The 24,570-nt window shown below is 42.4% G+C and carries 30 protein-coding genes and 2 pseudogenes; 14 read left to right on the top strand and 18 right to left on the bottom strand.

Features of this window, described 5'->3' with window-relative positions:
* Nucleotides 1-150 precede the first annotated feature (150 nt).
* The 9 genes from KP77_RS05885 to KP77_RS05845 form a co-directional block, all read right to left on the bottom strand.
* Entirely contained in the window at nt 151-348 is a 198-nt protein-coding gene (locus KP77_RS05885; RefSeq protein ID WP_041121747.1) for a hypothetical protein, read from the bottom strand.
* 83 nt (nt 349-431) lie between these two features.
* The gene (locus KP77_RS05880) at nt 432-920 is read right to left on the bottom strand and encodes an SRPBCC family protein (RefSeq protein WP_041121746.1); all 489 of its coding nucleotides are present in this window, start codon (nt 918-920) and stop codon (nt 432-434) included.
* A gap of 121 nt (nt 921-1,041) precedes the next feature.
* Nucleotides 1,042-1,347 (bottom strand): putative quinol monooxygenase, encoded by a 306-nt coding sequence (locus KP77_RS05875; RefSeq protein ID WP_041121745.1) that lies wholly within the window; start codon nt 1,345-1,347, stop codon nt 1,042-1,044.
* 18 nt (nt 1,348-1,365) lie between these two features.
* Nucleotides 1,366-1,680: a hypothetical protein gene (locus KP77_RS05870; RefSeq protein ID WP_041121744.1), complete on the bottom strand. Its 315-nt coding sequence runs from the start codon at nt 1,678-1,680 to the stop codon at nt 1,366-1,368.
* Nucleotides 1,681-2,059: 379 nt separating this feature from the next.
* A complete protein-coding gene (locus KP77_RS05865; RefSeq protein ID WP_041121743.1) occupies nt 2,060-3,049 on the bottom strand; it encodes an aldo/keto reductase in 990 nt (329 codons plus the stop codon).
* A gap of 292 nt (nt 3,050-3,341) precedes the next feature.
* Complete coding sequence (locus KP77_RS05860) at nt 3,342-4,082, bottom strand: hypothetical protein (protein ID WP_041121742.1); 741 nt, start codon at nt 4,080-4,082, stop codon at nt 3,342-3,344.
* Complete coding sequence (locus KP77_RS05855; protein WP_041121741.1) at nt 4,069-4,956, bottom strand: ATP-binding cassette domain-containing protein; 888 nt, start codon at nt 4,954-4,956, stop codon at nt 4,069-4,071. Before KP77_RS05855 ends, KP77_RS05860 begins: the two co-directional genes overlap by 14 nt.
* A complete protein-coding gene (locus KP77_RS05850) occupies nt 4,953-5,330 on the bottom strand; it encodes a GntR family transcriptional regulator (RefSeq protein ID WP_041121740.1) in 378 nt (125 codons plus the stop codon). Before KP77_RS05850 ends, KP77_RS05855 begins: the two co-directional genes overlap by 4 nt.
* 151 nt (nt 5,331-5,481) lie before the next feature.
* Entirely contained in the window at nt 5,482-6,351 is an 870-nt protein-coding gene (locus KP77_RS05845) for an SDR family oxidoreductase (RefSeq protein ID WP_041121739.1), read from the bottom strand.
* A 249-nt stretch (nt 6,352-6,600) separates the two neighbouring features.
* Here KP77_RS05845 and KP77_RS05840 point away from each other — a divergent pair, with 249 nt between their 5' ends.
* Nucleotides 6,601-7,236: a pentapeptide repeat-containing protein gene (locus KP77_RS05840; RefSeq protein ID WP_041121738.1), complete on the top strand. Its 636-nt coding sequence runs from the start codon at nt 6,601-6,603 to the stop codon at nt 7,234-7,236.
* Between the two features lie 248 nt (nt 7,237-7,484).
* Here KP77_RS05840 and KP77_RS18105 read toward each other — a convergent pair whose 3' ends face one another.
* Nucleotides 7,485-7,640 (bottom strand): hypothetical protein, encoded by a 156-nt coding sequence (locus KP77_RS18105; RefSeq protein WP_160289507.1) that lies wholly within the window; start codon nt 7,638-7,640, stop codon nt 7,485-7,487.
* Between the two features lie 287 nt (nt 7,641-7,927).
* Nucleotides 7,928-8,797, bottom strand: a pseudogene (locus tag KP77_RS05835) (PPK2 family polyphosphate kinase).
* Between the two features lie 183 nt (nt 8,798-8,980).
* Here KP77_RS05835 and KP77_RS05830 point away from each other — a divergent pair.
* The 3 genes and pseudogenes from KP77_RS05830 to KP77_RS05825 all read left to right on the top strand — a co-directional run bounded on the left by KP77_RS05830 (nt 8,981) and on the right by KP77_RS05825 (nt 10,127).
* Nucleotides 8,981-9,337: a hypothetical protein gene (locus KP77_RS05830; protein ID WP_152614677.1), complete on the top strand. Its 357-nt coding sequence runs from the start codon at nt 8,981-8,983 to the stop codon at nt 9,335-9,337.
* Nucleotides 9,337-9,611, top strand: a pseudogene (locus KP77_RS18630) (EamA family transporter); the annotation flags it as partial. The gene KP77_RS05830 and the pseudogene KP77_RS18630, both read left to right, overlap by 1 nt.
* 33 nt (nt 9,612-9,644) lie before the next feature.
* Nucleotides 9,645-10,127, top strand: coding sequence for an EamA family transporter (locus KP77_RS05825; RefSeq protein ID WP_407637915.1), 483 nt, complete (start codon nt 9,645-9,647; stop codon nt 10,125-10,127).
* Between the two features lie 86 nt (nt 10,128-10,213).
* Here KP77_RS05825 and KP77_RS05820 read toward each other — a convergent pair whose 3' ends face one another.
* Together KP77_RS05820 and KP77_RS05815 are read right to left on the bottom strand one after the other, a co-directional pair.
* Nucleotides 10,214-11,197, bottom strand: coding sequence for a hypothetical protein (locus KP77_RS05820; protein WP_041121736.1), 984 nt, complete (start codon nt 11,195-11,197; stop codon nt 10,214-10,216).
* Between the two features lie 85 nt (nt 11,198-11,282).
* Nucleotides 11,283-12,365, bottom strand: a complete 1,083-nt coding sequence (locus tag KP77_RS05815; RefSeq protein WP_041121735.1) for an acyltransferase family protein — start codon at nt 12,363-12,365, stop codon at nt 11,283-11,285.
* Between the two features lie 238 nt (nt 12,366-12,603).
* On the opposite strand from KP77_RS05815, the gene KP77_RS05810 reads away from it, so the two are divergent.
* From KP77_RS05810 to KP77_RS05790, 5 genes are all read left to right on the top strand, one after another.
* Nucleotides 12,604-13,389 carry an ABC transporter ATP-binding protein gene (locus KP77_RS05810; protein WP_041121734.1) on the top strand — a complete coding sequence of 262 codons (786 nt, stop codon included), beginning with the start codon at nt 12,604-12,606 and terminating at the stop codon, nt 13,387-13,389.
* A complete protein-coding gene (locus KP77_RS05805) occupies nt 13,373-14,131 on the top strand; it encodes an ABC transporter permease (protein WP_041121733.1) in 759 nt (252 codons plus the stop codon). The genes KP77_RS05810 and KP77_RS05805 overlap by 17 nt, the downstream gene beginning before the upstream one ends.
* Nucleotides 14,132-14,151: 20 nt before the next feature.
* On the top strand, nt 14,152-15,150 hold the full coding sequence (locus tag KP77_RS05800; protein ID WP_052473991.1) for an ABC transporter substrate-binding protein: 999 nt from the start codon (nt 14,152-14,154) through the stop codon (nt 15,148-15,150).
* A gap of 2 nt (nt 15,151-15,152) precedes the next feature.
* Entirely contained in the window at nt 15,153-15,731 is a 579-nt protein-coding gene (locus KP77_RS05795; protein WP_041121732.1) for an SCO family protein, read from the top strand.
* Between the two features lie 127 nt (nt 15,732-15,858).
* Nucleotides 15,859-16,257: a hypothetical protein gene (locus KP77_RS05790; RefSeq protein ID WP_041121731.1), complete on the top strand. Its 399-nt coding sequence runs from the start codon at nt 15,859-15,861 to the stop codon at nt 16,255-16,257.
* Nucleotides 16,258-16,298: 41 nt separating this feature from the next.
* On the opposite strand, the gene KP77_RS05785 is transcribed toward KP77_RS05790, so the two are convergent.
* The 4 genes from KP77_RS05785 to KP77_RS05770 all read right to left on the bottom strand — a co-directional run bounded on the left by KP77_RS05785 (nt 16,299) and on the right by KP77_RS05770 (nt 18,900).
* Nucleotides 16,299-16,922, bottom strand: a complete 624-nt coding sequence (locus KP77_RS05785; protein ID WP_041121730.1) for an NADPH-dependent FMN reductase — start codon at nt 16,920-16,922, stop codon at nt 16,299-16,301.
* A gap of 111 nt (nt 16,923-17,033) precedes the next feature.
* The gene (locus tag KP77_RS05780; RefSeq protein WP_041121729.1) at nt 17,034-17,885 is read right to left on the bottom strand and encodes a VOC family protein; all 852 of its coding nucleotides are present in this window, start codon (nt 17,883-17,885) and stop codon (nt 17,034-17,036) included.
* A gap of 153 nt (nt 17,886-18,038) precedes the next feature.
* Complete coding sequence (locus KP77_RS05775) at nt 18,039-18,440, bottom strand: hypothetical protein (RefSeq protein WP_041121728.1); 402 nt, start codon at nt 18,438-18,440, stop codon at nt 18,039-18,041.
* Nucleotides 18,441-18,510: 70 nt separating this feature from the next.
* Nucleotides 18,511-18,900, bottom strand: coding sequence for a hypothetical protein (locus KP77_RS05770; protein ID WP_041121727.1), 390 nt, complete (start codon nt 18,898-18,900; stop codon nt 18,511-18,513).
* Nucleotides 18,901-19,033: 133 nt separating this feature from the next.
* Here KP77_RS05770 and KP77_RS05765 point away from each other — a divergent pair, with 133 nt between their 5' ends.
* From KP77_RS05765 to KP77_RS05745, 5 genes are all read left to right on the top strand, one after another.
* On the top strand, nt 19,034-19,276 hold the full coding sequence (locus KP77_RS05765; protein WP_041121726.1) for a DUF6407 family protein: 243 nt from the start codon (nt 19,034-19,036) through the stop codon (nt 19,274-19,276).
* Nucleotides 19,277-19,357: 81 nt separating this feature from the next.
* Nucleotides 19,358-20,047, top strand: coding sequence for a response regulator transcription factor (locus KP77_RS05760; RefSeq protein WP_041121725.1), 690 nt, complete (start codon nt 19,358-19,360; stop codon nt 20,045-20,047).
* Entirely contained in the window at nt 20,044-21,048 is a 1,005-nt protein-coding gene (locus KP77_RS05755; RefSeq protein ID WP_041121724.1) for a sensor histidine kinase, read from the top strand. The genes KP77_RS05760 and KP77_RS05755 overlap by 4 nt, the downstream gene beginning before the upstream one ends.
* 100 nt (nt 21,049-21,148) lie before the next feature.
* Complete coding sequence (locus tag KP77_RS05750) at nt 21,149-21,910, top strand: ABC transporter ATP-binding protein (protein WP_041121723.1); 762 nt, start codon at nt 21,149-21,151, stop codon at nt 21,908-21,910.
* A complete protein-coding gene (locus KP77_RS05745; protein WP_041121722.1) occupies nt 21,900-23,843 on the top strand; it encodes an ABC transporter permease in 1,944 nt (647 codons plus the stop codon). The genes KP77_RS05750 and KP77_RS05745 overlap by 11 nt, the downstream gene beginning before the upstream one ends.
* Before the next feature lie 162 nt (nt 23,844-24,005).
* Here KP77_RS05745 and KP77_RS05740 read toward each other — a convergent pair whose 3' ends face one another.
* Nucleotides 24,006-24,557 carry a class I SAM-dependent methyltransferase gene (locus KP77_RS05740; RefSeq protein ID WP_235420675.1) on the bottom strand — a complete coding sequence of 184 codons (552 nt, stop codon included), beginning with the start codon at nt 24,555-24,557 and terminating at the stop codon, nt 24,006-24,008.
* Nucleotides 24,558-24,570: the final 13 nt, after the last annotated feature.

Below are 24,570 nucleotides of genomic sequence, written 5' to 3'. Positions count from 1 at the left end.
GTGGGCGATGATAATGGCGCTGATTGGGCGGATGTGACCTTCGCGGGCATGCGACCTTCGCCTGGCCTCATGACACCATGCGGCTTTCGCGAAGCAAAAAGCAGATTCACTCAGCGCCGAGTGAATCTGCTTCATCATTTCCTTATTCCATCAGGCAGCTTTTTCTACCCTCCACCCTGATGTTGATTGTTTATGTTTACTTCTCATCTGATCAAGCTTCTCTTTTTTCGTCTTCGTTTTTCTGACATGCGTACTGATATCAGCTTGCGTGACGCGCTTCATCTCTGCGTCAAATGCGCCATTTCTTCTTGCATGCTGACGCTGCTTTTTTGCTTTGCTTTTACTCATCGTATTCTCTCCTTTAATTTGAATGCTCTTCCCGGGATAGAACGATCAGCTTTCATGAGAAACCACTCTATCCCTGAGTCCGCTTACTTCAAATATTCTTCCAGACGGTCCATCTGGGATGCAGTCCCCTCAACCATCCCCATTTCACTCAGCTTTTCAAGTGACTCAACAGAATCAAAGAATGTTGTTGTAATCAGCTGCGTACCACCTTCTACCTGTACAAAAGCAACTTCAATATCCATCCCCGGCAGTTCAGGGTTCACATTCCCATCCTCATCTGAAAACATATCCTCATACAGAAAACGCTCAGGTGCATGAATTTCCTTGAACTTTGCCAGTCCCCAGGATTCCATGCCATAAAAGTCGCCCTGATTTTGATCTTCACATTTCATGCAGTAATGCCAGTGGCCACCCGGTTCAAAATCAAATCGTTTGTTCGTTGTCTTCCATCCCTTTGGTCCCCACCAAGCTTCTAATTCTGATGAAGTTGTGAAAGCCTCAAACAGCCGCTCCTGTGACACAGAATATGTGCGCTCAATGATCAGTTTTGTCCCTTCTGTTTTCACGTTCATGGATTACCCTCCTCTTTCAAATGTAATCGCAGTTTATTTTACTCCTTTTCCGCTACTTACTTTGAATATAACACGATTGGAATATTCTTCAATCATTATTTTTAATGTCATTATGGTTCATCTATACCCCCTTACCACCAAGCGTCTTGAGCGACTGGATCCTCTCCATTCCGGTGATAATGGGTTTCGCACGGCTGATAAGCTTTTGCGTTACTTCAAGTGACAATGACGCCTGATGAGCTTCTTCATCACGCCACGTTTCATAGACATATACTGCATCTGCTTCGCTTTCAGAAACACTCACAATATAGACCTCACACGCTTCTTGCTCCTTCATTGATTCAGCCGCCTCAAGCAAAATATCTGCCAGCAGGTCCCGATTTTCCTCTTCTACCGTGAATTTACCAAACAAGCTGAACTGACTCATTGTGATTCCTTCCTCTTATTAGTAACCTGTATCGTAATTAAACACATGCCGCAGTAATTCTTCTTCATTTTCCCCTTTTACAACAATGATGTACGATTCATCTTCAGGTATGTCACCCAGATTGATTAATGTCTGATTCGCAGCATAGATCAATTCACTTAAGCTTTCTTCAACGTTTTGAGTAGATTGACTAAACGATGTGTTCAAAATAAGTCTGGTTGGCTCAGGGTCTAAATCAAGTGTGACTCCATTGTACTCAGAAAACATACCCCCGAGCACTTCTTCAACCTGCGGCGCCACTTCAAACCAATGTCTCTCTGGACTGACAGACACAGGTTGAACCCCTTTATTAAGATTGTTCGATTGGATAACTAAAATAATCAGAATGCTGCAAATAACAGCGATCGCTTAAATTGAGTGCTGACTCATTCTTTTCTTACTTTCAATTGTTTTTCTATAATTCTGTTGTATGCTTCTGGCTTTAGAATCAGTTTTCATCAGGATGCCTGACACCTCCCCTTTTTAAAAATCCCGATAACATACATAATAGTAGGAATATTCAAACTCATATAACTTAAGTCTACCATATATTTTTACTCTTGGAAGTCAGTTTCCTGTTGTGATAATTTTATTGGCTCTCCCTTCATTTTTATCTTTAAAAAATCGTCCATACAAAAAGGTTCCGGCTTCATAGCCCAGAACCTTCTGTACATCATTTATTTTCAGGTAAGATCGCTCTTGCAGAAACCAGCTTTTTTTCCACCAGTTCATCCCAGAAGCCTGCCGGAATCTCTGCTTTCAGCGCCTGCAGATCTTCTTTGATCCGGTCAGGTCTTGTTGAACCGGTAACCACTGCTTTTACTGCCGGATGTGCGGTTGAAAACTGCAGTGCAGCATCCTTCAGCTTCACCCCATGATTCAAAGCCACTTCGTTGAATTTATCAACGCGCGCTTTGATTGCAGGCGTAATTTCCTGATAATCAAAGTAATCGCCGCCAAGTAATGCGCCAGAGTTAAATGCAGATCCGATCACAAGTCCGCCTCCGCTTTTCTCAGCAAGCGGCATCATCCGCTCAAGTGCACGCTCATGCTGCAATAGCGTATACTGAGTAGCCGATAAGCTGAGGTCAGGATGTGCTTCCTCAAGTTCAAGCACGACTTCAATCGGCGTGGTTGTATTAACGCCAAGACCCCAGGCTTTTATCACACCTTCATCTCTCAGGCGATCCAGCACCTTAAATGCTCCATTACGAGCCTCATCAAATTTTGTAATCCACTCATCACCTAAAAAATCCGGTGAAATATCATGCACATACACCATATCCAGGCGATCTGTCTTCAGACGTTTCAGACTGTCCTCAATCGATCTGAGTGTACCGTCTTTTGTGTAATCCGTTTGAATTTTATTCTTACGTCCATATTCAAACAGTCCTTCCTTCTCTTCCGTTTCATCCAATACAATCCGTCCCACTTTTGAGCTGAGCAGGTACTCATCACGGTTATAAGCTGACAGAGCCTCACCAAGTCTGATCTCAGCCAGTCCAGCTCCGTAAAATGGTGCAGTATCAAAATAACGGATGCCTTCATCCCACGCTGACTGAATCGTCTTTATCGCTTCCTCTTCAGGCACATCCCTGAACATATTGCCGAGTGGTGCAGTCCCAAGACCAAGTTTATGCTGTATCGAAAAATCATTCTTCATACTATAACACCTCTTTTTAAAGTAGATGTGCTATATCTACCCGCTGCGCGAGGGGATAAACGAAGCGAAGACCCGGGACAGTCCCGGGTCTTCAGTGTCGTGCTATATAAAGCCAGTTGTAGTGTTTTGGCTGATTATGGTAGTGTTTTTTCTTTTTGCTGTAGTATATGGACGATTGGGTGCAGGATACACCCGGGTTTGTTGCACTGAAACGGGGGTTGGCTGCAGTGACTCGATTTGCTGTTACAGCGCAGTAGAGAGTCAGACCCTCTACTACGTTCACTGCTGCACGTTATAGTTTTACCCTCACCCTCTTTATTGTCGCACGAATAGTCCACAATGAAATGGCAATTAAAACAAATGATACCCCGAACGGAATAAATATTGACAGGTTTTCAGGTACACTTAACGAGAGCAATTGGTGTAATGAGAACAGACGGTGCAACGGTGTTTCTAATTCTCCTGACCATAGGAGGTCCATCATAAAAATTAATGTAAGTGCGCCTGGAATATATAGAACTAACCCCCAGCCGCTATAACGGTAATAGCCTGCTCCGATCAGCCAACCTGCTAAGTAATAGACGAATAGATTGAGTGTATAGACCAGAAAGATCAAAAACCATGAAGCACCTTCACCCAGATATGTCACAAAACTAACTGGTGAAACCAGCTGTTCGATTCCAGCTATGATAACCGCAATCATCATAAAAATTGCCGATAATGCCAAAGCTGCAATAACATTGCCTTTGAAATAATCCTTCCGCGTAATACCTGTTTTCACGAACCAGCTCAGGAATTTTGGTACTGACAGAATACCGACCACCAGCATGAAAATCTTATACGGATTCTCTATAAAATGAATGAAGCCCTGAAAAGCTGCTTCTTCATCGTTTAATAAAATTTTAAAATCAACGAAAACCTGCAAGCTGATAAATAACAGCAGAACAATACCAATCATCCACGTTGACCACCCAAGCTGCATAAATGTCATATTAAAAGCGATTTTTAAATCTTTACGGCTACTTTGCTCCATGCTGCCCCTCCTCCTTAGTGAGATGAATAAACAGATCCTGAAGTGAGACAGGTCCGATCTCAAGCCCTGATTGTCCGGCCCGAGCCAGCTGTTCATCAGTAAGCGGGTCAATCACCATGACTGACTTCGTTCCACCAAGTTTTTGCGTGTGAATCTGATTCATACCTGCAACGAATTCATCTACCAGGTCAGCTGCGCCAGTTACTGATGCGCCTTTTTCAAGCACAACATCAACCGGTTCATGTAAAAGCACTTTTCCCTTATGCAAAATTACTGCTTCTTCAAACAGATAATCCATTTCAGAAACGAGGTGTGTGGATAAAATCATCGTTCGCGGGTAACGCGCGTGATCTTCTAACAGCTCCTGGTAAAAAAGTTCTCGGGTCGGGGCATCCATGCCGGAATAGGTTTCATCGAACATCGTGATGGGTGAGCGGGAAGCAAGCCCAATGACGGCATTCAAGGCTGACTGCATCCCTTTTGACAGCTTATACACCGGCTTGTTTAAAGGAAGGTTAAATCGTTCCACCAATTCCATAGCGTACTCAGCATCATAGTTCGGCTTATATTCAGCTATCGCTTCAAGGTATGCTTTCACTTTTTCAGACTCTTCTTTAAGATCCTTTTCATAGACAAATGTCACTTGCTGCATCAGTTCTGCATTTTCAAAAAGCGGCTTTCCGTTTACCTGTATAGACCCTTCATCAGGTTCCGCAAAAGAGGCAAGCAGTGACAAAAGCGTCGTTTTCCCGGCACCATTGCGGCCAATCAGTCCGTAGATCTTCTCTCTATCAAGCTTTAGCGATACATGGTCAAGCGCATGAAATTTTTTATATTTAACAGAAACCTGATCAATTACGATGTCAGCTGTCACTGTTCACCCCGTCCTTTCATTTGTTTCATGAGTTTATTTAATTCGTCCTCAGATATGCCCAGCTTCTCAGCTTCCTGCAGCATAGGTAACATATATTGATCCACAAATCCCTTCTTCCTCTGTTCAATCAGCATTTCTTTTGCCCCCTCTGCAACAAACATGCCAACACCCCTTTTTTTATAGATCACACCCGCGTCCACCAGTAAGTTAATCCCTTTCGCTACGGTTAAATGATTAATCTTATAAAATGTGACGAGCTGCGTAGTCGATGGAATCTGCTCATGCACTTTCAGCTGGTCATTCACAATCTGGTCTTCAATCCGATCCTTGATCTGCATAAAGATTGGCTTACTATCATTAAGTGAGTGGCTCAATCGTACATCACCGCCTTTTGTTTTATGGTTGTATAGTTATGTATATAAGTATATGCCCGACTTCCGTTTTATGCAACAGTTCTTTTTAATTTCCACTAAAAAACCCTTTGGCAATATTGCACCAAAGGGTTTCTGTTTCAGTCTATTTTATTTACGACGACATTACCTGCCCACCATTCACATGTATACACTGCCCCGTCATATAAGAACCGTCATCAGATCCAAGCAGTACATACGGTGCGACAAGCTCTGACGGCTGCCCTGGACGGCCCATAAGCGTGTCTGTACCGAATTCTTCTACTTTTTCTTCATCAAATGTTGATGGAATCAGCGGTGTCCAGATAGGCCCCGGCGCTACCATGTTTACCCGGATTCCTCTGTCAGCAAGGTTCGCTGCCATACTGCGTGTGAAGCCGACAATCGCACCTTTTGTGGAAGTGTAATCAATCAGCTGCGGATTTCCTTTGTATGGATTCACTGACGTTGTATTAATGATCGCACCACCCTCTTTTAAGTGGCGTAATGCAAACTTCGTCATATGGAAGACTGAATAGATATTTGTCTTAAAGGTCTTATCCCACTGTTCAAATGAAATATCCTCAAGATTTGAAGTTGGATACTGAACCGCTGAGTTATTAATTAATATATCAAGTCGTCCGAAGTGCTCAACTGTTTGGGCAACTAACGCCTTACACGTTTCTTCTTTAGACACATCTCCAGGAATTAATAAACACTTCACTCCCGCTTCCTCGATCAGCTTCTTCGTTTCCTCTGCATCACTCTGCTCTTCTTTGAGATAATTAATTGCAAGATGTGCACCTTCACGCGCATAAGCAATTGCGACAGCCCTGCCGATTCCGCTGTCTCCGCCGGTAATCAGCGCGACACGGTCAGTCAGCTTTTCACTGCCTTTATAGTGAAGCGGCTGGAGTGGACGCGGGTCCATTTTCGACTCAATTCCAGGCTGTTCTGTCTGCGTTTGCCCCGGTTGGCCGCCCTTTTGTCTATGTTGAATATCCATTTCATCCAGCTCCTTTATTAGTCAGATACCAATCTTTTCCTCACACAATTTGTTGTAAACATGTTTCATGTTCGTCAAAAAGAATGAATCCGCGCCCATCCTTGATTTGAAGGTAACCAGCTGAAATGTAATTTTCTAAGAAATTTACTTTTGCCGATTGCACACAACTCTCTAAAAAAAGATAGCCTGTTTTTTCATATCAGCTTTCCCTACAATGAACATATTAATCAATTGAAAGAGGTCATATCGATGAAACTGGATACACCAAAAATCCATCCCGAACTTCCTGAAAGAAAATTTGAAGACATTTTTTATGAAGATTATCCTGAGCTTGACCGCTGTCTGATTAACGATGCTGATTTTGAAAATGAAGAGCTGCATCGTGTGAATCTGTCTGGGATGGTTATTAAAAATTGCCGGTTCAATGGCACAGATTTTACCTCGATCAGTATGACAGACGTTCAGTTTGAAAACTGTGATTTCTCAAATGCCAACCTGAGTAAATCTTCTATTCACAGAGTCAGCTTTAACAATTGCAAGTTCACTGGTACTGATCTGACCGACTCAAGACTGGGTAATGTATTAGTGGAAGAATCTATTCTGAACCTTTCTGCTTTTGGCAGTTCAAAGCTTGAGAAAGTACTGTTCAAGCAATCTTCACTGGAGAGCTCAGACTTCTTTGAGTGTGTCCTGAAAAAAGTTGAGTTTGATACGTGCAACCTGAACAGCTCAAACTTTGAAAGAACGCCGCTGAAGACAGTTGATATCAATACTTCTACGTTTGAATCACTGATTCTCTCACTTGAAGATCTGAGAGGATGTAAAGTGTCCACCCATCAGGCGATTCAATTCGCGGCACTGATTGGGTTAGTGATTGTGGATTGATAGACATAAAAAAAAGCCGCCTTGAAAGTGATCAAAGTGGCTTTTTAATGCTTAATAAACTATTAGTTAGACTCGAATATACCTACAAGAACAGCAGAAAACCCCATGCTAATTAACAATGTCATTCCCCAATCAAGTTTACTTGTAGTTTTCAAAAGAATATTAAGACTGGCCCCAATCAGGAACATAACGACAAATGTAAAAATTAAAGGATTCGCACTAAATGACATTTTCCCATTCCCTTCCTGTTAAGATTGTATATCACTGATTTTTTTGAAACCGATAAAATATATCGCCAATATAATAGGAATGATTAATGGGATCAAAATAAATACTGAGGCTGTCCAGACACTATTCAGTACAAGCATCGCATCACTGCAGCCATCAGTTCCACACACTGTCATACGATATCCTCATGAATTGATCTCAGACATATAGCCGATTAATCTAAAACCTACAAAGAAGAACCATACGATAACGATCAGGACAATAAAAGCCAGCATTCTGCGTTTTTACTCATATCATGAACTCCCCACCAATTACTTAAAAGATTTATGACCCCAGTATACAGATCTAACAGAAAAAGTAAGATCACTCGAATTGAGTATAGCACAACCATACAATTTTCCCCTATTATTTTTTTGACAAATAAAAAATGACTGCGATTAACAGTCTTTTTTCACCTTATACCTTAGTTCTTCTCATTCTCCAATTCTTCAATAGCCTCATCCAGCCTCTCTCTGTCCTCGTCTGAGATCTCCGGGAATTGTGGATCTATTTTCTCCAGACAGTCAACCATTACCTCTGTAATGATATAGCGTGAATACCATTCGTCGTCGGCCGGAAGCACATACCATGGAGCGAATTCGGTTGATGTATTGCTCAGTATATCCTCAAAGACTTCCTGATACTGATCCCAGTGACGGCGTTCTTTTACATCATTGAATGAAAACTCCCAGTTCTTTTCAGGATCTTTCATACGTTCAAGTAACCGCTCTCTCTGTTCCTCTTTGGACATATTGAAGAAAAACTTAATGACCTTGAAACCATTTTCAGACAGATGCTTTTCAAAATCATTAATCTGTCTGTAGCGCATCGGCCATACTTCATCTTTATCCATACCCTCTGGATACATTTCATCCTTCAGTGCATCGTCATGAATTCTTGGCGCGATGACTTCCTCGTAGTGCGACCGGTTCAAAATACCAATCTGCCCTCTCGCCGGAAGTCCTTCACGGATCCGCCACAGGTAATCATGGTTCATTTCTGTCTATGAAGGCTTCTGGAATGAAGCAGTCGTCAGTCCCTGCGCTGTTAAATTTGAAAAGATATAGCTGATGGCTTCATCTTTTCCGGCAGCATCCATCGCCTGCAGCACGACCACAATCCCCTTCTTCTCTTCAGCATGAAGGCGCCAGTGCAGGTCCTTCAGCTTTTCGATACTTTTTGGCAGATGCTCTTCAAGAAATTCTTTCTCATCAACATTGTCCTTCTCTGTTGTAGCAAAGTCTTTTAAAGACACGTTTTTATTACAATCAACCAAATATTTTTTAATATTCATTTTATCCACATACCTTCCCTGAAATAACTGCCCTGTCATTTATTTAAAGTTTGCTGTCATCCTCAATTTATACACTTGCCTCAATAAAGGTAAACTGCACAGCAAACTGGCACAGTAGTTAAATTTGATAGGAAAAAAGTATTAATATATACTGAATCTAATATGACAAAAGAAGGTGTCACGGTGATATCCAAATATAATATACCCAGATGGATTGTTTATCTCATTTTGGTCGGGGCAGGTGCAGCAAGTTTTTATTATATCCCGACCTTATTTGGTATAGATTTTTTAATCGGATCTTTTTTAACCTTTCTTTTATACAGGTTGTTCGGCTTCAGGATAGCTTTGATTCACTCAATTATTTTTGCGTACGCAACCTTCTATATCTGGGGGCATGTATACGGCTCTGCAGCCATGCTGCTCGAGTTTTTGACAGTTGTGTTTCTTTATAAGAAATTCAGACAGTCTCTTATTATGGCAGATATGATCTACTGGCTGCTGTATGCTGGGGGATTAGCGGCGGGATTGCAGATATTTTAATGGAAAAAGGCTGGGATCCGATTATCATTTCCTTTTATAGAGGCGCTGTCGGTTTTGTCTGCTTTTTGATTTGGTTCCTTTTACACGCCAGCAAAACCTTTCAACCTCCAGATGGTTTTACATCTGGTCATTACTGGCAGGGGTAGGAGTAGCCGGGAACTTCACTTTTTACTTTTTCAGTATTGAGCACTCAAGTATGGCGATAGCTGCTACTTTAATGTACACAGCACCTGTATTTGTGTTTTTAATTTCTTTTATTTTTAAGATTGAACGGTCCACTTGGTTTAAATGGGGCAGTATCGGCGGAGTGCTGATCGGTATTGTGTTACTGACAGGTGCGTATCAAATTGACTCACTCTCAGTAAGTCTAATTGGAGCGATCACCGGGCTTGCTGCCGGCCTTTCATATGCATGTTTTATTTTCGGTTTTAAGAATGCTTCTTCGAAGGGAAAGCCGCAAACCGCTTTAACTACTGCCTTTTTAGCATTCTGTATCATTCTTTTTTCGATTAGTGATAAGCAGGAAATTGTGGATCCAACCACTTCAAGTGATATCGGCTGGTTTCTATTATTAGGGATGATCGGGGCAGGCATTTCGTTTATCGTTTATGTCATTGGTATCCGCCGTACCACAGCACCCACTGCATCAATGGTCGCAATGGTCGAACCGGTAACAGCTTCATTGTTTGGTGTGCTGCTGTTAGGCGATCATCTAAATCTTGTTCAAATGATTGGAATGGTGATTATTTTAGCAACTGTTACAATACTGAGTGTAAAACAGAAAGATTAAAAAAACCGGCATCTACTTATGTCTAAAAGTAGATGCCGCAGTTCTATTTATAAGACATTAAGCGTCATAAAACTTCTAAATCACAACTACTTCAGCACAGCACCTGCTCTAAACCAGATGGTAAATTGCATGATCAGAAGAGATAATACTACCCATCCAATTATCGGCAGAAGTGCTACCTGAATTGTATCAATTGTATGGGCAGGAGCACTCTTTGTGATGGCAGCAGCAGTAAAGACAAAAAACATACCAAAAGTAAAATTTCTCGACCACTGAGTAACGTGATAGGAAAACAGTCCTTTACTGAACCCATAAGCAGCTACACGTTTTTTTGCACGAGTGATTTCAATAACTTCTATTCCAATAAATATAATCAGCACAATCAACCAGAATGCATCGATTAAACCGGCAGACAATGTATCTGCATATGCACCAGCAACCCCTGTAATAGATAAAGCACCGTGCACAATACAATTTGTATTAGTCCAATCATCTATCAGGTTCCAATCTTCCCTTAAAAGATATCTTTCTCCAATTAATAATGCTCCTGAGGCATAGAATACCAGACCGATCAATTGCATTGGTACAGTCATCCAGGAATAAGAAGTGCCTAAAAGCTGCACCCACAAAATAACGAGTGATTGCATTCCCACTGCTGACAACAGTACCACTCCATGCACAGGAATACGCTTTTGATATAACTTTACAAAACTGATGATATAAACCGGCAGCAGGCTTAGGTAAAAAACAAAATTGCTGAATGCGACCGGTTTAATCATGTGCTCAATGAATGAAAACTTTTCAATTAGAACATTACACATCACGGCGATCCCTGCAATCCATGCCCCACTGACAAAAACATTAACTGGATTCCTGAAAAAAGACTGCCGAAAAGTCCGGTCAGTCAACTGCCATGCCAGTTTGCCATAAATAATGAAAAAAAGGAGAAGCAATAGAACAGTCAGTATGCCTGCTGATTTATTTATTATAGTAAATTCTTTTGATGCACCAAATAGAAAAATGCCCATTGCCATTACGATCGCGGCAGCGGCAGGATTGATTACTTTCATATTATCGCTTCTTTCAAGACAAAATTTCCTTTGCTGATACTAAGGAAAGATGAACGATCAGTGAGCGCAAGTCAGAAAAACAGCCCTACTCTACTTTACTGATATTGCGATTTCCTGCACCAGAAGTTTTACGGTCCACCTGGCCAATCAGATAGGCAGAGCCTGGTATCCTTTTAATCAGATAGGCAGATAGGATGCTTCCGCCAACTGAGAAAATAAATGCGGCGGGAGCAAAAATAGACGCGTTTAAATCAAAAGGAACAAAATTCGTAAACAGGACCAGAAACATCATATGTAACAGATAGATTGAAAAAGAATATTTACTGATCAGCTTAATGGGTGCAGGGACCCCTTTTAAATAAGAAGTTAAGTATAACCCTCCGAGAAACACAAAGATCGTATAGAAAAGAACATCAACACGACTTGAAACAATCACGATATAATGTCCCTCAATCACATTGTAGAGGACAAACAGCCAAGACATCAGTGCCAATATGACAATTGCACTTCCTGCTTTTTTTAAAAATATCATCCACTCAGTAATATATCTTCCCGCAAAATAAGCGATGACAAAAAAGATCAGCCAGCCCGGGAAGAAGATCCTGGAATTAGTCACCCATTCTATGCCATCTAACAGCCCGCCAGCAGCAGAAGCTACTCTGAAAAAATGAAGGTAAGCGATATTGAGAGCTAAAGATAATGCAGTGACCAGATATGGATTAAACCGGTGAATATAACGGTTAAATAAAAAATGAAGCAAATAGAATTGAAAGATAATCAGAATAAAATAACCATGCCAGCGTGCCGCAATAATATAATTTTCGACTACTCTCAGAAAATAACTGAAATCTCCAGCATTCAAGATCATATAAAATAAGCCATAGGCGATAGACATTGTCATGTAAGGGATAAATATAAAAGAGATTCTCTTTTTCCAAAATCCTTTAGGAGGAGAATTGTGATAGGAGTAACTCAGGAGAAACTCTGAAATCATGACAAAAATCGGTGTCGCAAAAATAAATGTCATCTGAGTCAGCTTGGCAATTTCGACCGTGGATGCCGGCAAATCAAAGTTCATTAAAACCTGGGAAGCTGTATGTATTAAGACTACACTTAAACAGGCCATGGCTCTGATATAATCAATTCCAATGACGCGAGCTTTTTTCAATGTTATAACCTCCAAAATAAACAACACTTTCAATAATATATCATACCAGACACTGGCACTTAAGGTAGATGCGTGTCAGACCCGCCTCTACTTTCCTGACCCACTCCCTCCCTCCCTCTACCCCACCACCACGTTAAAGAATTAAACGAAAAAGTATTGACTTTCTTTTTTCTTCCGATATACTTTACATACAATTCCGATTAAACAAATAGGATTAAATAGATAAGCAGGTGATGGTTTGTTTTTATCAATGAATAACGTACATAAGTCTTTTACGAATAATGATAAGACTGAGCTTGTACTGTCAGATATTCAGCTTGATGTGAAAGAAGGCGAATTCGTTTCGATTCTCGGTCCTTCAGGCTGTGGTAAGTCTACGCTGTTATCAATTGTTGCCGGGCTCGCTCATGCAACTGAAGGATCGATTGAGCTTGAAGGCAAGACGATTAAAGGACCCGGGAAAGAACGCGGCATGGTGTTCCAGCAGGCAGCTTTATTTCCGTGGCTGACGGTTGAGGAAAATGTGATGTTCCCGCTGTTACCGGATATGTCCAAAAAAGAAGCGCAGCAAAAAGCTCATCACTACTTGCAGATGGTGCAGCTTGGCGCCTACACAAAGCATTCTCCACATGAGATCTCCGGTGGTATGCAGCAGCGTGTGGCGATCGCACGGGCACTTGCGATGGACCCGGCACTGCTGTTAATGGATGAACCATTTGGTGCACTCGATGAGCAGACGCGTTCACGGCTCCATGAGATTGTGGAAAAGATCTTTCTTGAAACGAAGAAAACGATTCTTTTTGTCACACACAGTATTGCGGAATCGTTAAAGCTGTCTGACCGGATTGTTGTAATGGGAACACAGCCCGGCACGATCTTAGAAGTTATTGAACTCAACTTCCCGAGACCACGCTCTCAATCAAAAGAAGAGCTTCTATATTATGAAGAAAAAATACAGGCGTTATTGAAATCTGAAATTGATAAGGTAACGGAAAAGGAGCAGAAACATGCAGCCAGCCGTTAAACGAATTATTTTTTACGTATTGCTTTTTTCGATCTGGCAGGGTGCTGTTTATGTGTTCGATGTCTCTCCTTCCCTGCTGCCCGCACCAACAGATGTATTCGCATCACTTTATGAAGGGTTCAGTAATCTCACGCTGGTCTATGACCTTGCAGCCAGCTTCAGAAGATTATTTATCGGGCTTGCGATTGCGCTGGTGTTAGGACTTTTACTCGGTGTCCTGTTAGCGAAATCAAAAACAGCTGACGAAACGCTCGGTTCACTCATTCTTGCACTGCAGTCCGTACCAAGCATTGTCTGGTTGCCGCTTGCGATTATGTGGTTTGGCCTGAATGAAATGGCTGTTATTTTCATTGTGGTACTTGGTGCCACGATTGTTATGACAATCAATGTCCGCACGGGGATCATGAATGTTCCCCCGCTTTTTATAAAAGCCGCAAAAACCATGAATTACAAGGGATTCAGATTGTTCAGCAAAGTTACCATACCTGCTTCAATCCCTTATGCTGTAACAGGCATGCGACTTGCATGGGCATTTGCATGGCGTGCGCTGATGGCCGGTGAACTGCTCAGTACAGGTCCCGGGCTTGGCTATTCATTAAGATTTGCATCAGATTTTGGAGATATGAGCCGCGTCATTGCGATCATGCTTCTGATTATGCTGATTGGTATTATTGTTGACTTACTGTTTTTCCAGCGTATTGAAAAGAAGGTTCTTAGAAAATGGGGACTGGCAACATCATAAATTATTTGGAGGCGAAAGCAATGAAAAAGACTCTTAGCGCATTATTCTTTCTAACGGCCATTCTGGTGTTATCAGCATGTGGCTCAGACAGCTCATCAGGCAGCAAGGATGAAGTCGTGATCGGTTATTTCCCGAATATTGACCACGTTCCTGCAATGGTGGCAAAAGAAAAGCAGTACTTTGAAGAAGCATTTGGTGAAGACAAAGAAGTCACTTATAAAACATTCCCGGATGGCGGTGCTTTCATGACTGCACTGAAAACCGGTGATATTGACGCAGGGTTTGTAGGACCTGGACCTGTTATGAACAACTATGCGAATGGTGCTGATGTGAAAATTCTTGCTGGTGCCTCTTCAGGCGGTACGGTTGTTGTGGCAAGTGAGCAAAGTGGAATTGAAAGCTTAGAAGATCTTGGCGATCATACATTTATTACGCCTGGCGTCGGCTGTACACATGACGTTCAGATGGAAACATTCCTGAAAGAACAAGGCATCACTTCAGCCCGTATCGGTGGAACATTAAAGCACGTGACAGGTAACCCGGCTCAATATCAGGCCATGTTTGAATCAGGTAAAGTAGATCTTGCAGCTGTACCTGAGCCATGGGCTTCTACACTTGTAGCGAACGGAGCGAAAATCATCGTGGATACTGATGAGATTGCTTACGGCACAACTTTACCGAATACAGTACTTGTTACGAGCGGCAAGCTGATTGAAGAACAAAGTGAACTTGTTGATCAGCTCACAGCAGCTCATGAAAAGAGCGTTGCATTTATCAATGAGAACCCTGAAGAAGCACAAACAATTGCAGTTGATTCAATTGAAGAAATCACAAACCAGCGCATGGATGAGTCAATCATTGCAAGCGCATGGGAGCGCGTGTCGTATACAACTGAGGTCAATGCAGAAGTGATTCAGGCATTCGCTGACTCTTCACATGACCTGCAGTTCCTGAAAGAAAAGCCTGAATTCGATGAGTTAGTCGTTCCTCAAGGCACAGAAGTAGGAAGTGCACAGTAAATATGAAAAAGTGGATCACAGCGTGTCTCGCACTGCTGATCCTGCATGGATGTTCATCCGGGGTTAACCTGGATGAACATTTTTCCTTAAACGGGGAAGTAACCGACCTGCAGGCAGTGAATCAAAACAAAGAACTTTTTCACACAGATGATATGGAAGGTGAAATCTGGCTTGCAGCCTTCATCTTCACACATTGTGACACCGTCTGTATGCCGATGACTTACAACATGTCAGAGCTGCAAAAGCAGTTAGATGCTGAGAACCTCGACTATCAGTTCGTCTCCTTCACCGTTGATCCTGAACGCGATACCCCTGACGTCCTTAAGTCATATGGAGATCAGTTCGAAGTGGATTATGCCAATTGGGACTTCGTCTCAGGTTATGAACAGGAAGATGCTGAACTGTTTGCCAACAGAGGATTTCTCTCCCCTGCTGCACAGGTTGAAGGCTCTGATCAGTTTGTCCATAGCACCTCACTTTATCTGATGGTGGGCGACCGGATCTTAGAGAAATATGATATGTCAGTTGACGTGCCTTATGAGGAAATTGTTGAGGCGGTTGAGTTACTGCAGGATTACTAGAGCGAAGTTTGGGACAGACCCAGACTTCGCTTTTTTTGTCATCTCAATCCTTCCAGCTGTACAATAAAGATACGTACTTCAATCAACTTTCTGCAGAAGTGAATATCTGATATTTAAGGAGATCAATATGAATATCTATCTTTATTGGTTCATCCAATTAACCTGGGGTGTGCTGATTAATATAATCGGCTTATGTATTGCAGCAATTTTATTTTGTGCCGGTTTAAAACCTTACAGATTCAACCATGCGATTTATTTTGAGGTTGGCGAAAAATGGGGCGGTGTTAATTTCGGAGTATTCTTCTTTGTTCAGAAACATGCCCCTGACAGACTTAAATCGCATGAATATGGCCACAGTTTTCAGAACCTGCTGTTAGGACCGGTCATGATTGTGGCGGTAACGATTCCTTCCGCGGTGCGCTATCACTTCCGGAAATATCAGCATAAAAAAGGGTATTCCCTCAAGCCGTATGATGATTTCTGGTGTGAGTCATGGGCGACAAAACTGGGCAGGAAATACACATAGCGGCAGTCCGGTCCTGACCCGGGCTGCCGTATTTCATTAGCTTATTTTACTGAAGCCGTTTCCGGCAGACGAAGTGGCTTTAATGCACCGCTCCATGCTAATACGTCATCAAGCATTGCATTAACATTCACAAGGTGTAACTCCTGAGGTGTGAATTTGCTCATACCTTCAAAATCTGTGAATAGAGAAAGTGTTGGATGCGTACGCACATCTGCGATTTTGATTTCTGCCATGATGCCTCTTAAATGTTCAGCTGCACGTGCGCCACCGGTAGATCCGTAACTCACGATACCTGCAGCCTTGTTGTACCAGGCTTCACGCGCAAAATCGATTGCGTTTTTCAGAGATGCTGAAATACTGTGGTTATATTCCTGAACGATGAATACAAATCCATCAAGGCTGGCAAGTTTCTCATTCCATGCAGCGATCCCGGGCTCAGTACCATCTGTTGTTCCAAGGAACGGAAGCTGGTAATCTGCGATATCTACAATCTCATATTCCGCGTCATTGCGCTGATCTGCAAGTCCTTTTACCCATTCTCCTACCTGAGGGCTTACACGTCCCTCACGTGTACTACCTAAAATAATACCAATCTTTAATTTTTCTACAGTCATTTGTTGTTCCTCCTTTGATTGTTGTCTGAATAAATTGCTAAACATACCCATTTTCTGCACCACCTGTGATTTAATTGTTTGTTATTTTTGGCAGTCCGGGTCTGTCCCAGCCTGCCAGAGACTGCCACCCATGGCTGTCTGGGACAGACCCGGACTGCGCACTTATACCGTCAGCTTGATCTGATTTCCGGAAGGGTCAAAAGTGACAAAGTACTCCCCTTCTTCTTTAACCTTTGCATTGATTGACTTCAGATTACGAACGGTTTCACTCAGTACTTCTTCGTCCGCAAATGATAGAACATATGACTCGAGCCCAACACTTTCTGCTTCAGGGGCCGGTGCGCCAACTCCGTTCCATACATTCACGCCAACGTGATGATGGTAATTTCCATAGGATAAGAACAGTGCCTGGCCTCTGAAACGGTTAACCAGATCCATCCCCAATCCCTTCACGTAAAATTCTTCAGTCTTTTGCAGTTCAGAGACATGAAGATGAATATGCCCCATCACCGTTCCTTCAGGCATTCCCTGCCATGGTTGCTCCGGTGTTGCGTGTGTTAATAGTTCATCAAAATTCAATGGATCTACTGTCATTGCCACTTCATCATTGCGCCACGACCATTCAGCAGGATCACGGTCATAATAAATCTCAATTCCGTTTTCATCAGGGTCATTCAGGTACAGCGCTTCACTTACATCGTGGTCGGATGCACCAATACGCACACCGTTTTCAGCAAAATGAACAACGATATTTGCCAGGTCTGAGCGCTCCGGCAGTAAAATTGCAAAGTGATACAGGCCAGTCGTTCTGCCCTGCTTTGGTGTCACATCTTCAGGCTGCACGAGCGATAAAAAACTTGTGCGCCCATCTGCAGTGAGCCTGGCAGAAGACTCGGTCTGCTCCAGGATACTAAATCCAAGCTTATGTTGATAAAAATCGATCGAACGCTTTAAATCCTCTACTTTTATTTCAACGTTCCGGATAAACGTCGTTGGTTTTGAGTGAAATCCCATGTTAAACGCTCCTTTTCTCATTAAGTAACTTTATGTAACTAAGTATATAATAATAACCAAGTGCCGGCAAGGAGAAAAATCTGTTTGTGTCATAAATATCAGTTTAATCCAAAAAGGTCCCTGAGAAGACAAAGCCTTCTCAGGGACCTTTTATTAATTTCTTTTAGGCTGCGGGACTGTAAAGAATGTGATGACTGCAAACAGAAAAAACGCAATCAACAAAATTGTCCCTCCAGCAATAAAGTACACCAGCACAAATGTTTCACCGAGGTTGAGCGGATTCAGGTTGTAAAACCACATACCTGATGTTAATCCGATTGCACCTGTTATGGCAGTTATACAATGCACGGTCACAAGCTTTTTATATTTGATTTCAAAAATCTGATAAAAGATCCTCCATGCGAACACTGACAGCCAGCCTACCAGCAAGATGTGAGCATGGATCGGGCGCAGCGCATAATCCATTGCACCTGCCATATGTGAACCCAGATACGTTCCGATAAAACCAAAGATTGCAGCAATCTGAATTAACCTTAATCCCCATTTCTTTTCCATTCCTTACTCCTCCTCAGACTTCGGGAGATACACTTTCACTCTTGTACCCTTCCCATTTATACTTTCAAAATCAATAGGTCTGACGGTTCTCTGAGAAAAATCCATCTAAAGCCTGAGGCGGGAGCACGGATAAGTCAATCATCTCCTGAACATCCGTCAGGTCTGCTTCTCTGACCTCATCAAGCACAGTCTGAACATCAGAAACCTGTATCTCCTCCCTGGCATTAAACACCAGGATCCCCGGCGTCGCCTGATCATCCGGGAACAGTTCTTTCACTTTATTATCTGCAATCATACTCTGCGCGTCATCCGGAAGCGATTGAAAACTTGCACTCCGGTACTCAGACGCAGCTGGTCCCGCGCTTAACACGACGGCCAGCACCACCCATGCAATCAATGTGAGCCACATTCCTTTTCGCGAGGACACGAAATCAGTGGTTCGTTGTAAAATATTATTCATCCTGTCACTTCCTTTTTAGTCTTCACCATGCAGTCTACATCCTGAATATAAACGGAATATAAACTGTGCGATAATTGGGATAGCGAATGATGGGACAGACCCGGACTTCACTCCCACAAGAAAGGAGAAACATATGAATTTTGAACAATACGCCTCAGAACACTGGAACAAAAACCTGTATACATTTATTAAAGAAGCACTGAGTTTTTACCAAATGAAATCCCGTATCGAAAGTGAGAGTGTTTCAGAAGATGGCGCACACCTCTACCTGGCCTCCATTGCAGAGGAAAATATGTTATCGAGACTGGTTGGAGCCACTGGCGCGTATGAGGATATTGAAGCGGCTTTTGATGGAAAGGTGATAAGGGATTATTAAGCGGAGTTAATGCAGTTTAATAGTTTGGTACGCATTTGCTTCTCTTTGCTATACTTCTACTTGAAAGCGCAGGTGATTCTGTTGTTTAAGATTCTATTAATCGAAGATGATGAAACACTATTTAAAGAGATAAAAGAGCGACTGACAGCCTGGCAGTATGATGTATACGGAGTGAAGGATTTCCAAAAGGTCATGGAGAGCTTTGCTGAGGTTCAGCCGGACCTGGTCATTATTGATATTCAGCTGCCTAAGTTTGACGGGTTCCACTGGTGCCGCATGATCCGTGAGCATTCGAATGTTCCAATCGTCTTCCTTTCATCACGTGATCACCCGACTGATATGGTGATGTCGATGAATCTGGGGGCGGATGATTTTATTCAGAAGCCGTTTCACTTTGAAGTGCTGATTGCGAAGGTTCAGGCCATTTTGCGAAGAGTCTATAATTACACCACAACAACTTCAGATCTTAGAACGTGGATGGGCGCAACGATTGATATGGAAAGTAACCGTGTGAAAAGTGATAAGGGTGTGATTGAGCTCACTAAAAATGAAATCTTCATTCTGAAGCTTCTTGTTGAGCGAAAAAATAAAGTGGTTAGCAGAGAGGATTTAATGAATCTTCTGTGGGATGATCACCGGTTTGTGAGTGATAATACGCTGACTGTGAATGTGAATAGACTGCGGAAGAAACTCGCTGAGATCGGGCTTGGAGAAGCGATTGAAACGAAGGTTGGTCAGGGGTATGTTGCGCTCGAGCAGGTGGAGAAATGATTAAAAAATTTCTAATGGAGAGGATCAGCTGGATTCTGCTGATTTTACTATTACTGCTTTTAGCGATGATCATTGCCTACCTGGACCCTTCCCTTGCGATCAGTTCAATGATGTATTATGTGTTTCTGTCCCTGGTGATCACTGCTGTCTTTGTCACAGCACGCTATTTCAAGGAGACGCCGTTTTACAAAGAACTTGATAGTCGGGATGCTTCAACGGATCTATCCAGCTTTCCTGAACCGAACAGTCCGTTTGAGTCATCCATATATGAGCAGGTCACCTCCTCATTGGAACAGCTTGAAAAGGAAGCTTCTTCAAACAAGGTGCTGCTCGAACAGGAAAAGGACGAGCTTATGTCATGGATTCATGAAGTGAAAACGCCGCTAACTGCAATGAAATTAATCATTGACCGGACAAAAGATCCCCAGTTAAAGTCTGAACTGATGTATGAATGGCTGAGAATTCACTACCTGCTTGATCAGCAGCTGCATCAAAAGAGAATCCCGTTCATTGAAAATGATCTGTTTATTGAAAAGGTTGAGCTTGAATCACTGGTCTATAGCGAAATACATACGCTGCGTTCCTGGTGCCTGAAAAAGAAAATCGGCTTTGACATAGAACTGGGCGAGACGCACGTGCTGTCAGATGCAAAATGGCTGTCCTTTATTCTTCGTCAGCTGTTAACAAATGCTGTGAAATACAGCCATGAGGGGTCAGATATTATAATCCGCTCATTCGAACAAAAAGGACAGACAATCCTGACCCTGTCTGATCACGGACGCGGGATAGAGCCGCGGGATATGCCCAGAATATTTGATAGAGGTTTTACTTCTACAAGGCAGCACGATCAGCAGGCGACAGGGATGGGTTTGTACTTAGCAAAAAAAGCTGCTGTTCCTCTTGAGCTAAACATATCCGTTCAGTCAACACCTGGAGACGGAACAACAGTAACACTTACCTTCCCACAGGAAAATGAATTTCTTAAGATACAAGGCGTGTGACAATAATGTCACACGCTTTGCTTTTTTGTCAGGAGAATCGAAGGACTTCAACTGTCTGACCCGATACAATAAATGTATCTTAACACCTGGAGGAAATAGAATGACAATTCTTGAAGCGAAAAAAATTCATAAGTTCTACGGAAATAAATTTACAAAGCAAGAAGTCTTAAAGGGCATTGATATCAACATTAAAAAGGGTGAGTTTGTGACCATCATGGGCGCCTCAGGCTCAGGTAAAACAACGCTTTTGAATGTGCTTTCAACGATTGACCGGCTAAGTCATGGCGCCCTGATCATAGAGAATGAGGATCTGACAAAAAGTAAGGAAAAGAAGCTCGCTGAATTCAGAAAGCACCATTTAGGATTTGTTTTTCAGGACTATAACCTGCTCGATACGCTGACTGTAAAAGAAAATATTCTGCTTCCCCTTTCGATCACAAACACTCCTAAAAAAGAAGCGCAGGCTAAGTTTCAAAGTGTTGCAGAAGATCTTGGGATTGAAGATATTGCAGGAAAATATCCAAACGAAATCTCTGGTGGGCAGAAGCAGAGAACATCCGCTGCAAGAGCATTCATCCATGAGCCCAGCATCATCTTTGCTGATGAGCCGACCGGTGCACTTGATTCAAAAGCGGCATCTGATCTGCTTGAGAAGCTCACTCATTTGAATGAAAAACGCCAGTCAACAATTGTAATGGTGAGTCACGATCCTGTTGCAGCGAGCTACAGCAGCCGCGTGATTTTTATTAAAGACGGCCAAATTTATACGCAGCTGAATAAAGGTGATGAAAGCCGCAACTCATTCCTGAAGGATATTATGAAGACGCAGGGCGTGCTTGGTGGTGTTCAATATGAGCATTAATCAACTGATATTCCGAAGCTTCAGGAAGAATCTGAAAAGCTACTACCTGTACGTCTTTGCACTGATCTTCAGTGCTGCTCTCTATTTTGCGTTCGTCACACTGCAGTTCGATCCATCAATGGATGAAACCTCAGGATCAGTAAAAGGTGAAGCAGGCATCAGAGCGGCTTCTGTCCTATTAATTGGGATTGTAACGATCTTTTTGCTATATGCAAATAATTTATTTATTAAACGTCGGAGTAAAGAAATTGGTTTGTTTCAGCTGATCGGTATGACTAAAAATCGGATCTTTACCATTCTCAGTGCTGAAAACTTATTGCTCTATTACAGCTCTCTTATTGTTGGAACAGCGCTCGGCTTTGCCATTTCAAAATTGGTCGCGATGACCTTTTTCAAATTAACAGGCGTGGATGAAACGGCAACACTCAGTTTTTCCGGAGCTGCCTTTATACAGACATTACTGGTTTTCAGCGCTGTGTATGTATTGATTATGGTGATGAACTTCTTATATATCAAACGCCAGACCATACTCTCCCTTTTTCATGTAAAAAGTAACACTGAGAGCAGAGTCAAAAAAATGTCTTTCCTTGAAATACTGATTGGCATCCTTGGAATCTCTCTCATTGCGACTGGCTATTATGTATCTGCACAGCTGTTTGATGGAGATTTCTCATCGATGACTCAACTGTTTCTGGCGATGATCTTTATCCTTGGAAGTGTGATTATCGGGACTTACTTTTTCTATAAAGGTTCAGTCAGCTTTATCGCAAATATGATCAGAAAAAAGAAAGGCGGCTACCTGAATATTAATCAGGTCATGTCACTCTCTTCTATCATGTTCCGGATGAAATCAAATGCGATGCTGCTGACGATTATCACAACAGTATCAGCACTGGCAATTGGGCTACTGTCGTTAAGCTATATCTCTTATTACTCTGCTGAAAGGACGGCTGAAACTTCTGCTCCTGATGACTTTACATTCATTACTGAAGAGAACGCAGAAGCATTTGGCAGCGTCTTAAGTGAAAACGGTATTGCTTACAGCGAAAAACAGATTGATGTGATCCAGGCAGATATAGGAATGGAGGAAATTCTAAGTACAGAAATTGAAAACATGCAGTTTGATCCCAATCGGATGAATATGTCAGTCGTCAGTGATCGGCAGGTAGAAGGCATAGATGTTAGTATAGATGACATGTTATTCTCAGGTTCAAGTGATGCAATCCAGGCACTGATGAACCTGCAGAATGAAGGAACACTTACACTTTATACTGCTACAGATGAGATTGAAAAAGAATATGCCGGATTGAGGGACGACTATGTATTACCTTCTATCTTCACCGGCGGCTTACCGGCAGTAGTGGTCGATGAAACAGTATATGACAAGCTGGCTGAAGATATGGATGAGGAACTCCAGCGTGAGGCCTCTTTGTATGTCGGTCTTACACTTGAGGATCCGGAAACCATTGAAAAAGCTGATGAACTGTTTCACAGCATGCCATTCAGCGATGAGGCTGGCAACGCGTCCCAATACTCGATGGCACAGCAGCAAAAACTGAGTATGGGCTTTATCATGTTCATCGTCGGCTTCCTCGGCCTCACCTTCCTGATTACCTCAGGCTGCATCCTTTACTTTAAGCAGGTTGAAGAAGGTGATGAAGAACAGCCGAATTACAGGGTTCTAAGAAAGCTTGGCTTCACCCGTCAGGACCTTCTGAAGGGCATCCTTCAAAAACAGATCATCAACTTCGGGATTCCACTCACAGTCGGCCTCCTGCACAGCTACTTTGCCGTCAGATCAGGCTGGTTCTTCTTTGGAACTGAGCTGTGGACACCGATGATAATTGTGATGGTCTTATATGCCGGACTGTATTCGATTTTCGGAATTTTGTCGGTGGTTTATTATAAGAAAGTGATCAGGATGTCACTTTAACTAACGCAGCTATTTAAAGCGATACACAATTTCATATCCTGCACAAATATTCAACGAACAAACAATCCCAGATGAAAAAACTGCAAAGGCCCCCACCCCTTGCAGTTTTTCATTAAATACTTCAAAGACATTTAATATCTCTAATTAAGCTAAATAAAAAACTTACTCAGTCTTTTGCGCAATCAATAAATACAACGATTCTGTCGGAAAAAATACTTCCTTTATATCAAAACCTGCTTCAATCATTTCTTGCTTCATCCCTTCAAGCGTAACTCGTGGAGCATTTCCTGCACTTTGTTTTGGCTCAAGCTCCAGACACACAAGATATCCATCTTTTTTCAGCGTATTTTTTATTTGTTCCAGTAATGGACCGAGTGGCTTAATTTCGTGCAATACCAAAGAGACAATGACTACATCAATTGATTCAGCTGGTAACGGCAGTGCTTCAATACTTCCCTCAACAGGCACAATATTGAGTAGCTGTTCCTTCACCGCTTTTATATTAATCATCTCAAGCATGTATGGATCAATATCCAGCGCATAGACTTTTCCTTCTACCCTTTTTGCAGCAGGAATCGTGAAGTAACCTGTTCCGGCTCCAAAGTCTAACACGTGATCCGACTCATTTAACGGAATCATATCAAGCAGCTGCTCCGGTGAAAATGCCTTTCTGCGTTCAGCGCTTTCTAAATAAGATACTTTCCCGTGATGCATATACCTCATCCTT

Origin of the sequence: Jeotgalibacillus alimentarius (assembly GCF_000829445.1) — a bacterium.
GTDB classification, from domain to species: domain Bacteria; phylum Bacillota; class Bacilli; order Bacillales; family Jeotgalibacillaceae; genus Jeotgalibacillus; species Jeotgalibacillus alimentarius.
Note: the sequence above shows the minus strand (reverse complement) of the source record. Positions and strands in the feature narration are given on the sequence as shown.

What these genes read in the sequence shown, in the direction of transcription:
- KP77_RS05785 (WP_041121730.1), bottom strand. Translation starts at nt 16,922, where the DNA reads ATGGGTATGTTTAGCAATTTATTCAGACAACAATCAAAGGAGGAACAA.
- KP77_RS18105 (WP_160289507.1), bottom strand. Translation starts at nt 7,640, where the DNA reads ATGACAGTGTGTGGAACTGATGGCTGCAGTGATGCGATGCTTGTACTG.
- KP77_RS05845 (WP_041121739.1), bottom strand. Translation starts at nt 6,351, where the DNA reads ATGGATATTCAACATAGACAAAAGGGCGGCCAACCGGGGCAAACGCAG.
- KP77_RS05820 (WP_041121736.1), bottom strand. Translation starts at nt 11,197, where the DNA reads ATGAAAGTAATCAATCCTGCCGCTGCCGCGATCGTAATGGCAATGGGC.
- KP77_RS05880 (WP_041121746.1), bottom strand. Translation starts at nt 920, where the DNA reads ATGAACGTGAAAACAGAAGGGACAAAACTGATCATTGAGCGCACATAT.
- KP77_RS05780 (WP_041121729.1), bottom strand. Translation starts at nt 17,885, where the DNA reads ATGGGATTTCACTCAAAACCAACGACGTTTATCCGGAACGTTGAAATA.
- KP77_RS05740 (WP_235420675.1), bottom strand. Translation starts at nt 24,557, where the DNA reads ATGCATCACGGGAAAGTATCTTATTTAGAAAGCGCTGAACGCAGAAAG.
- KP77_RS05790 (WP_041121731.1), top strand. Translation starts at nt 15,859, where the DNA reads ATGAATATCTATCTTTATTGGTTCATCCAATTAACCTGGGGTGTGCTG.
- KP77_RS05840 (WP_041121738.1), top strand. Translation starts at nt 6,601, where the DNA reads ATGAAACTGGATACACCAAAAATCCATCCCGAACTTCCTGAAAGAAAA.
- KP77_RS05860 (WP_041121742.1), bottom strand. Translation starts at nt 4,082, where the DNA reads ATGGAGCAAAGTAGCCGTAAAGATTTAAAAATCGCTTTTAATATGACA.
- KP77_RS05875 (WP_041121745.1), bottom strand. Translation starts at nt 1,347, where the DNA reads ATGAGTCAGTTCAGCTTGTTTGGTAAATTCACGGTAGAAGAGGAAAAT.
- KP77_RS05745 (WP_041121722.1), top strand. Translation starts at nt 21,900, where the DNA reads ATGAGCATTAATCAACTGATATTCCGAAGCTTCAGGAAGAATCTGAAA.
- KP77_RS05775 (WP_041121728.1), bottom strand. Translation starts at nt 18,440, where the DNA reads ATGGAAAAGAAATGGGGATTAAGGTTAATTCAGATTGCTGCAATCTTT.
- KP77_RS05750 (WP_041121723.1), top strand. Translation starts at nt 21,149, where the DNA reads ATGACAATTCTTGAAGCGAAAAAAATTCATAAGTTCTACGGAAATAAA.
- KP77_RS05865 (WP_041121743.1), bottom strand. Translation starts at nt 3,049, where the DNA reads ATGAAGAATGATTTTTCGATACAGCATAAACTTGGTCTTGGGACTGCA.
- KP77_RS05795 (WP_041121732.1), top strand. Translation starts at nt 15,153, where the DNA reads ATGAAAAAGTGGATCACAGCGTGTCTCGCACTGCTGATCCTGCATGGA.
- KP77_RS05770 (WP_041121727.1), bottom strand. Translation starts at nt 18,900, where the DNA reads ATGAATAATATTTTACAACGAACCACTGATTTCGTGTCCTCGCGAAAA.
- KP77_RS05765 (WP_041121726.1), top strand. Translation starts at nt 19,034, where the DNA reads ATGAATTTTGAACAATACGCCTCAGAACACTGGAACAAAAACCTGTAT.
- KP77_RS05755 (WP_041121724.1), top strand. Translation starts at nt 20,044, where the DNA reads ATGATTAAAAAATTTCTAATGGAGAGGATCAGCTGGATTCTGCTGATT.
- KP77_RS05885 (WP_041121747.1), bottom strand. Translation starts at nt 348, where the DNA reads ATGAGTAAAAGCAAAGCAAAAAAGCAGCGTCAGCATGCAAGAAGAAAT.
- KP77_RS05800 (WP_052473991.1), top strand. Translation starts at nt 14,152, where the DNA reads ATGAAAAAGACTCTTAGCGCATTATTCTTTCTAACGGCCATTCTGGTG.
- KP77_RS05805 (WP_041121733.1), top strand. Translation starts at nt 13,373, where the DNA reads ATGCAGCCAGCCGTTAAACGAATTATTTTTTACGTATTGCTTTTTTCG.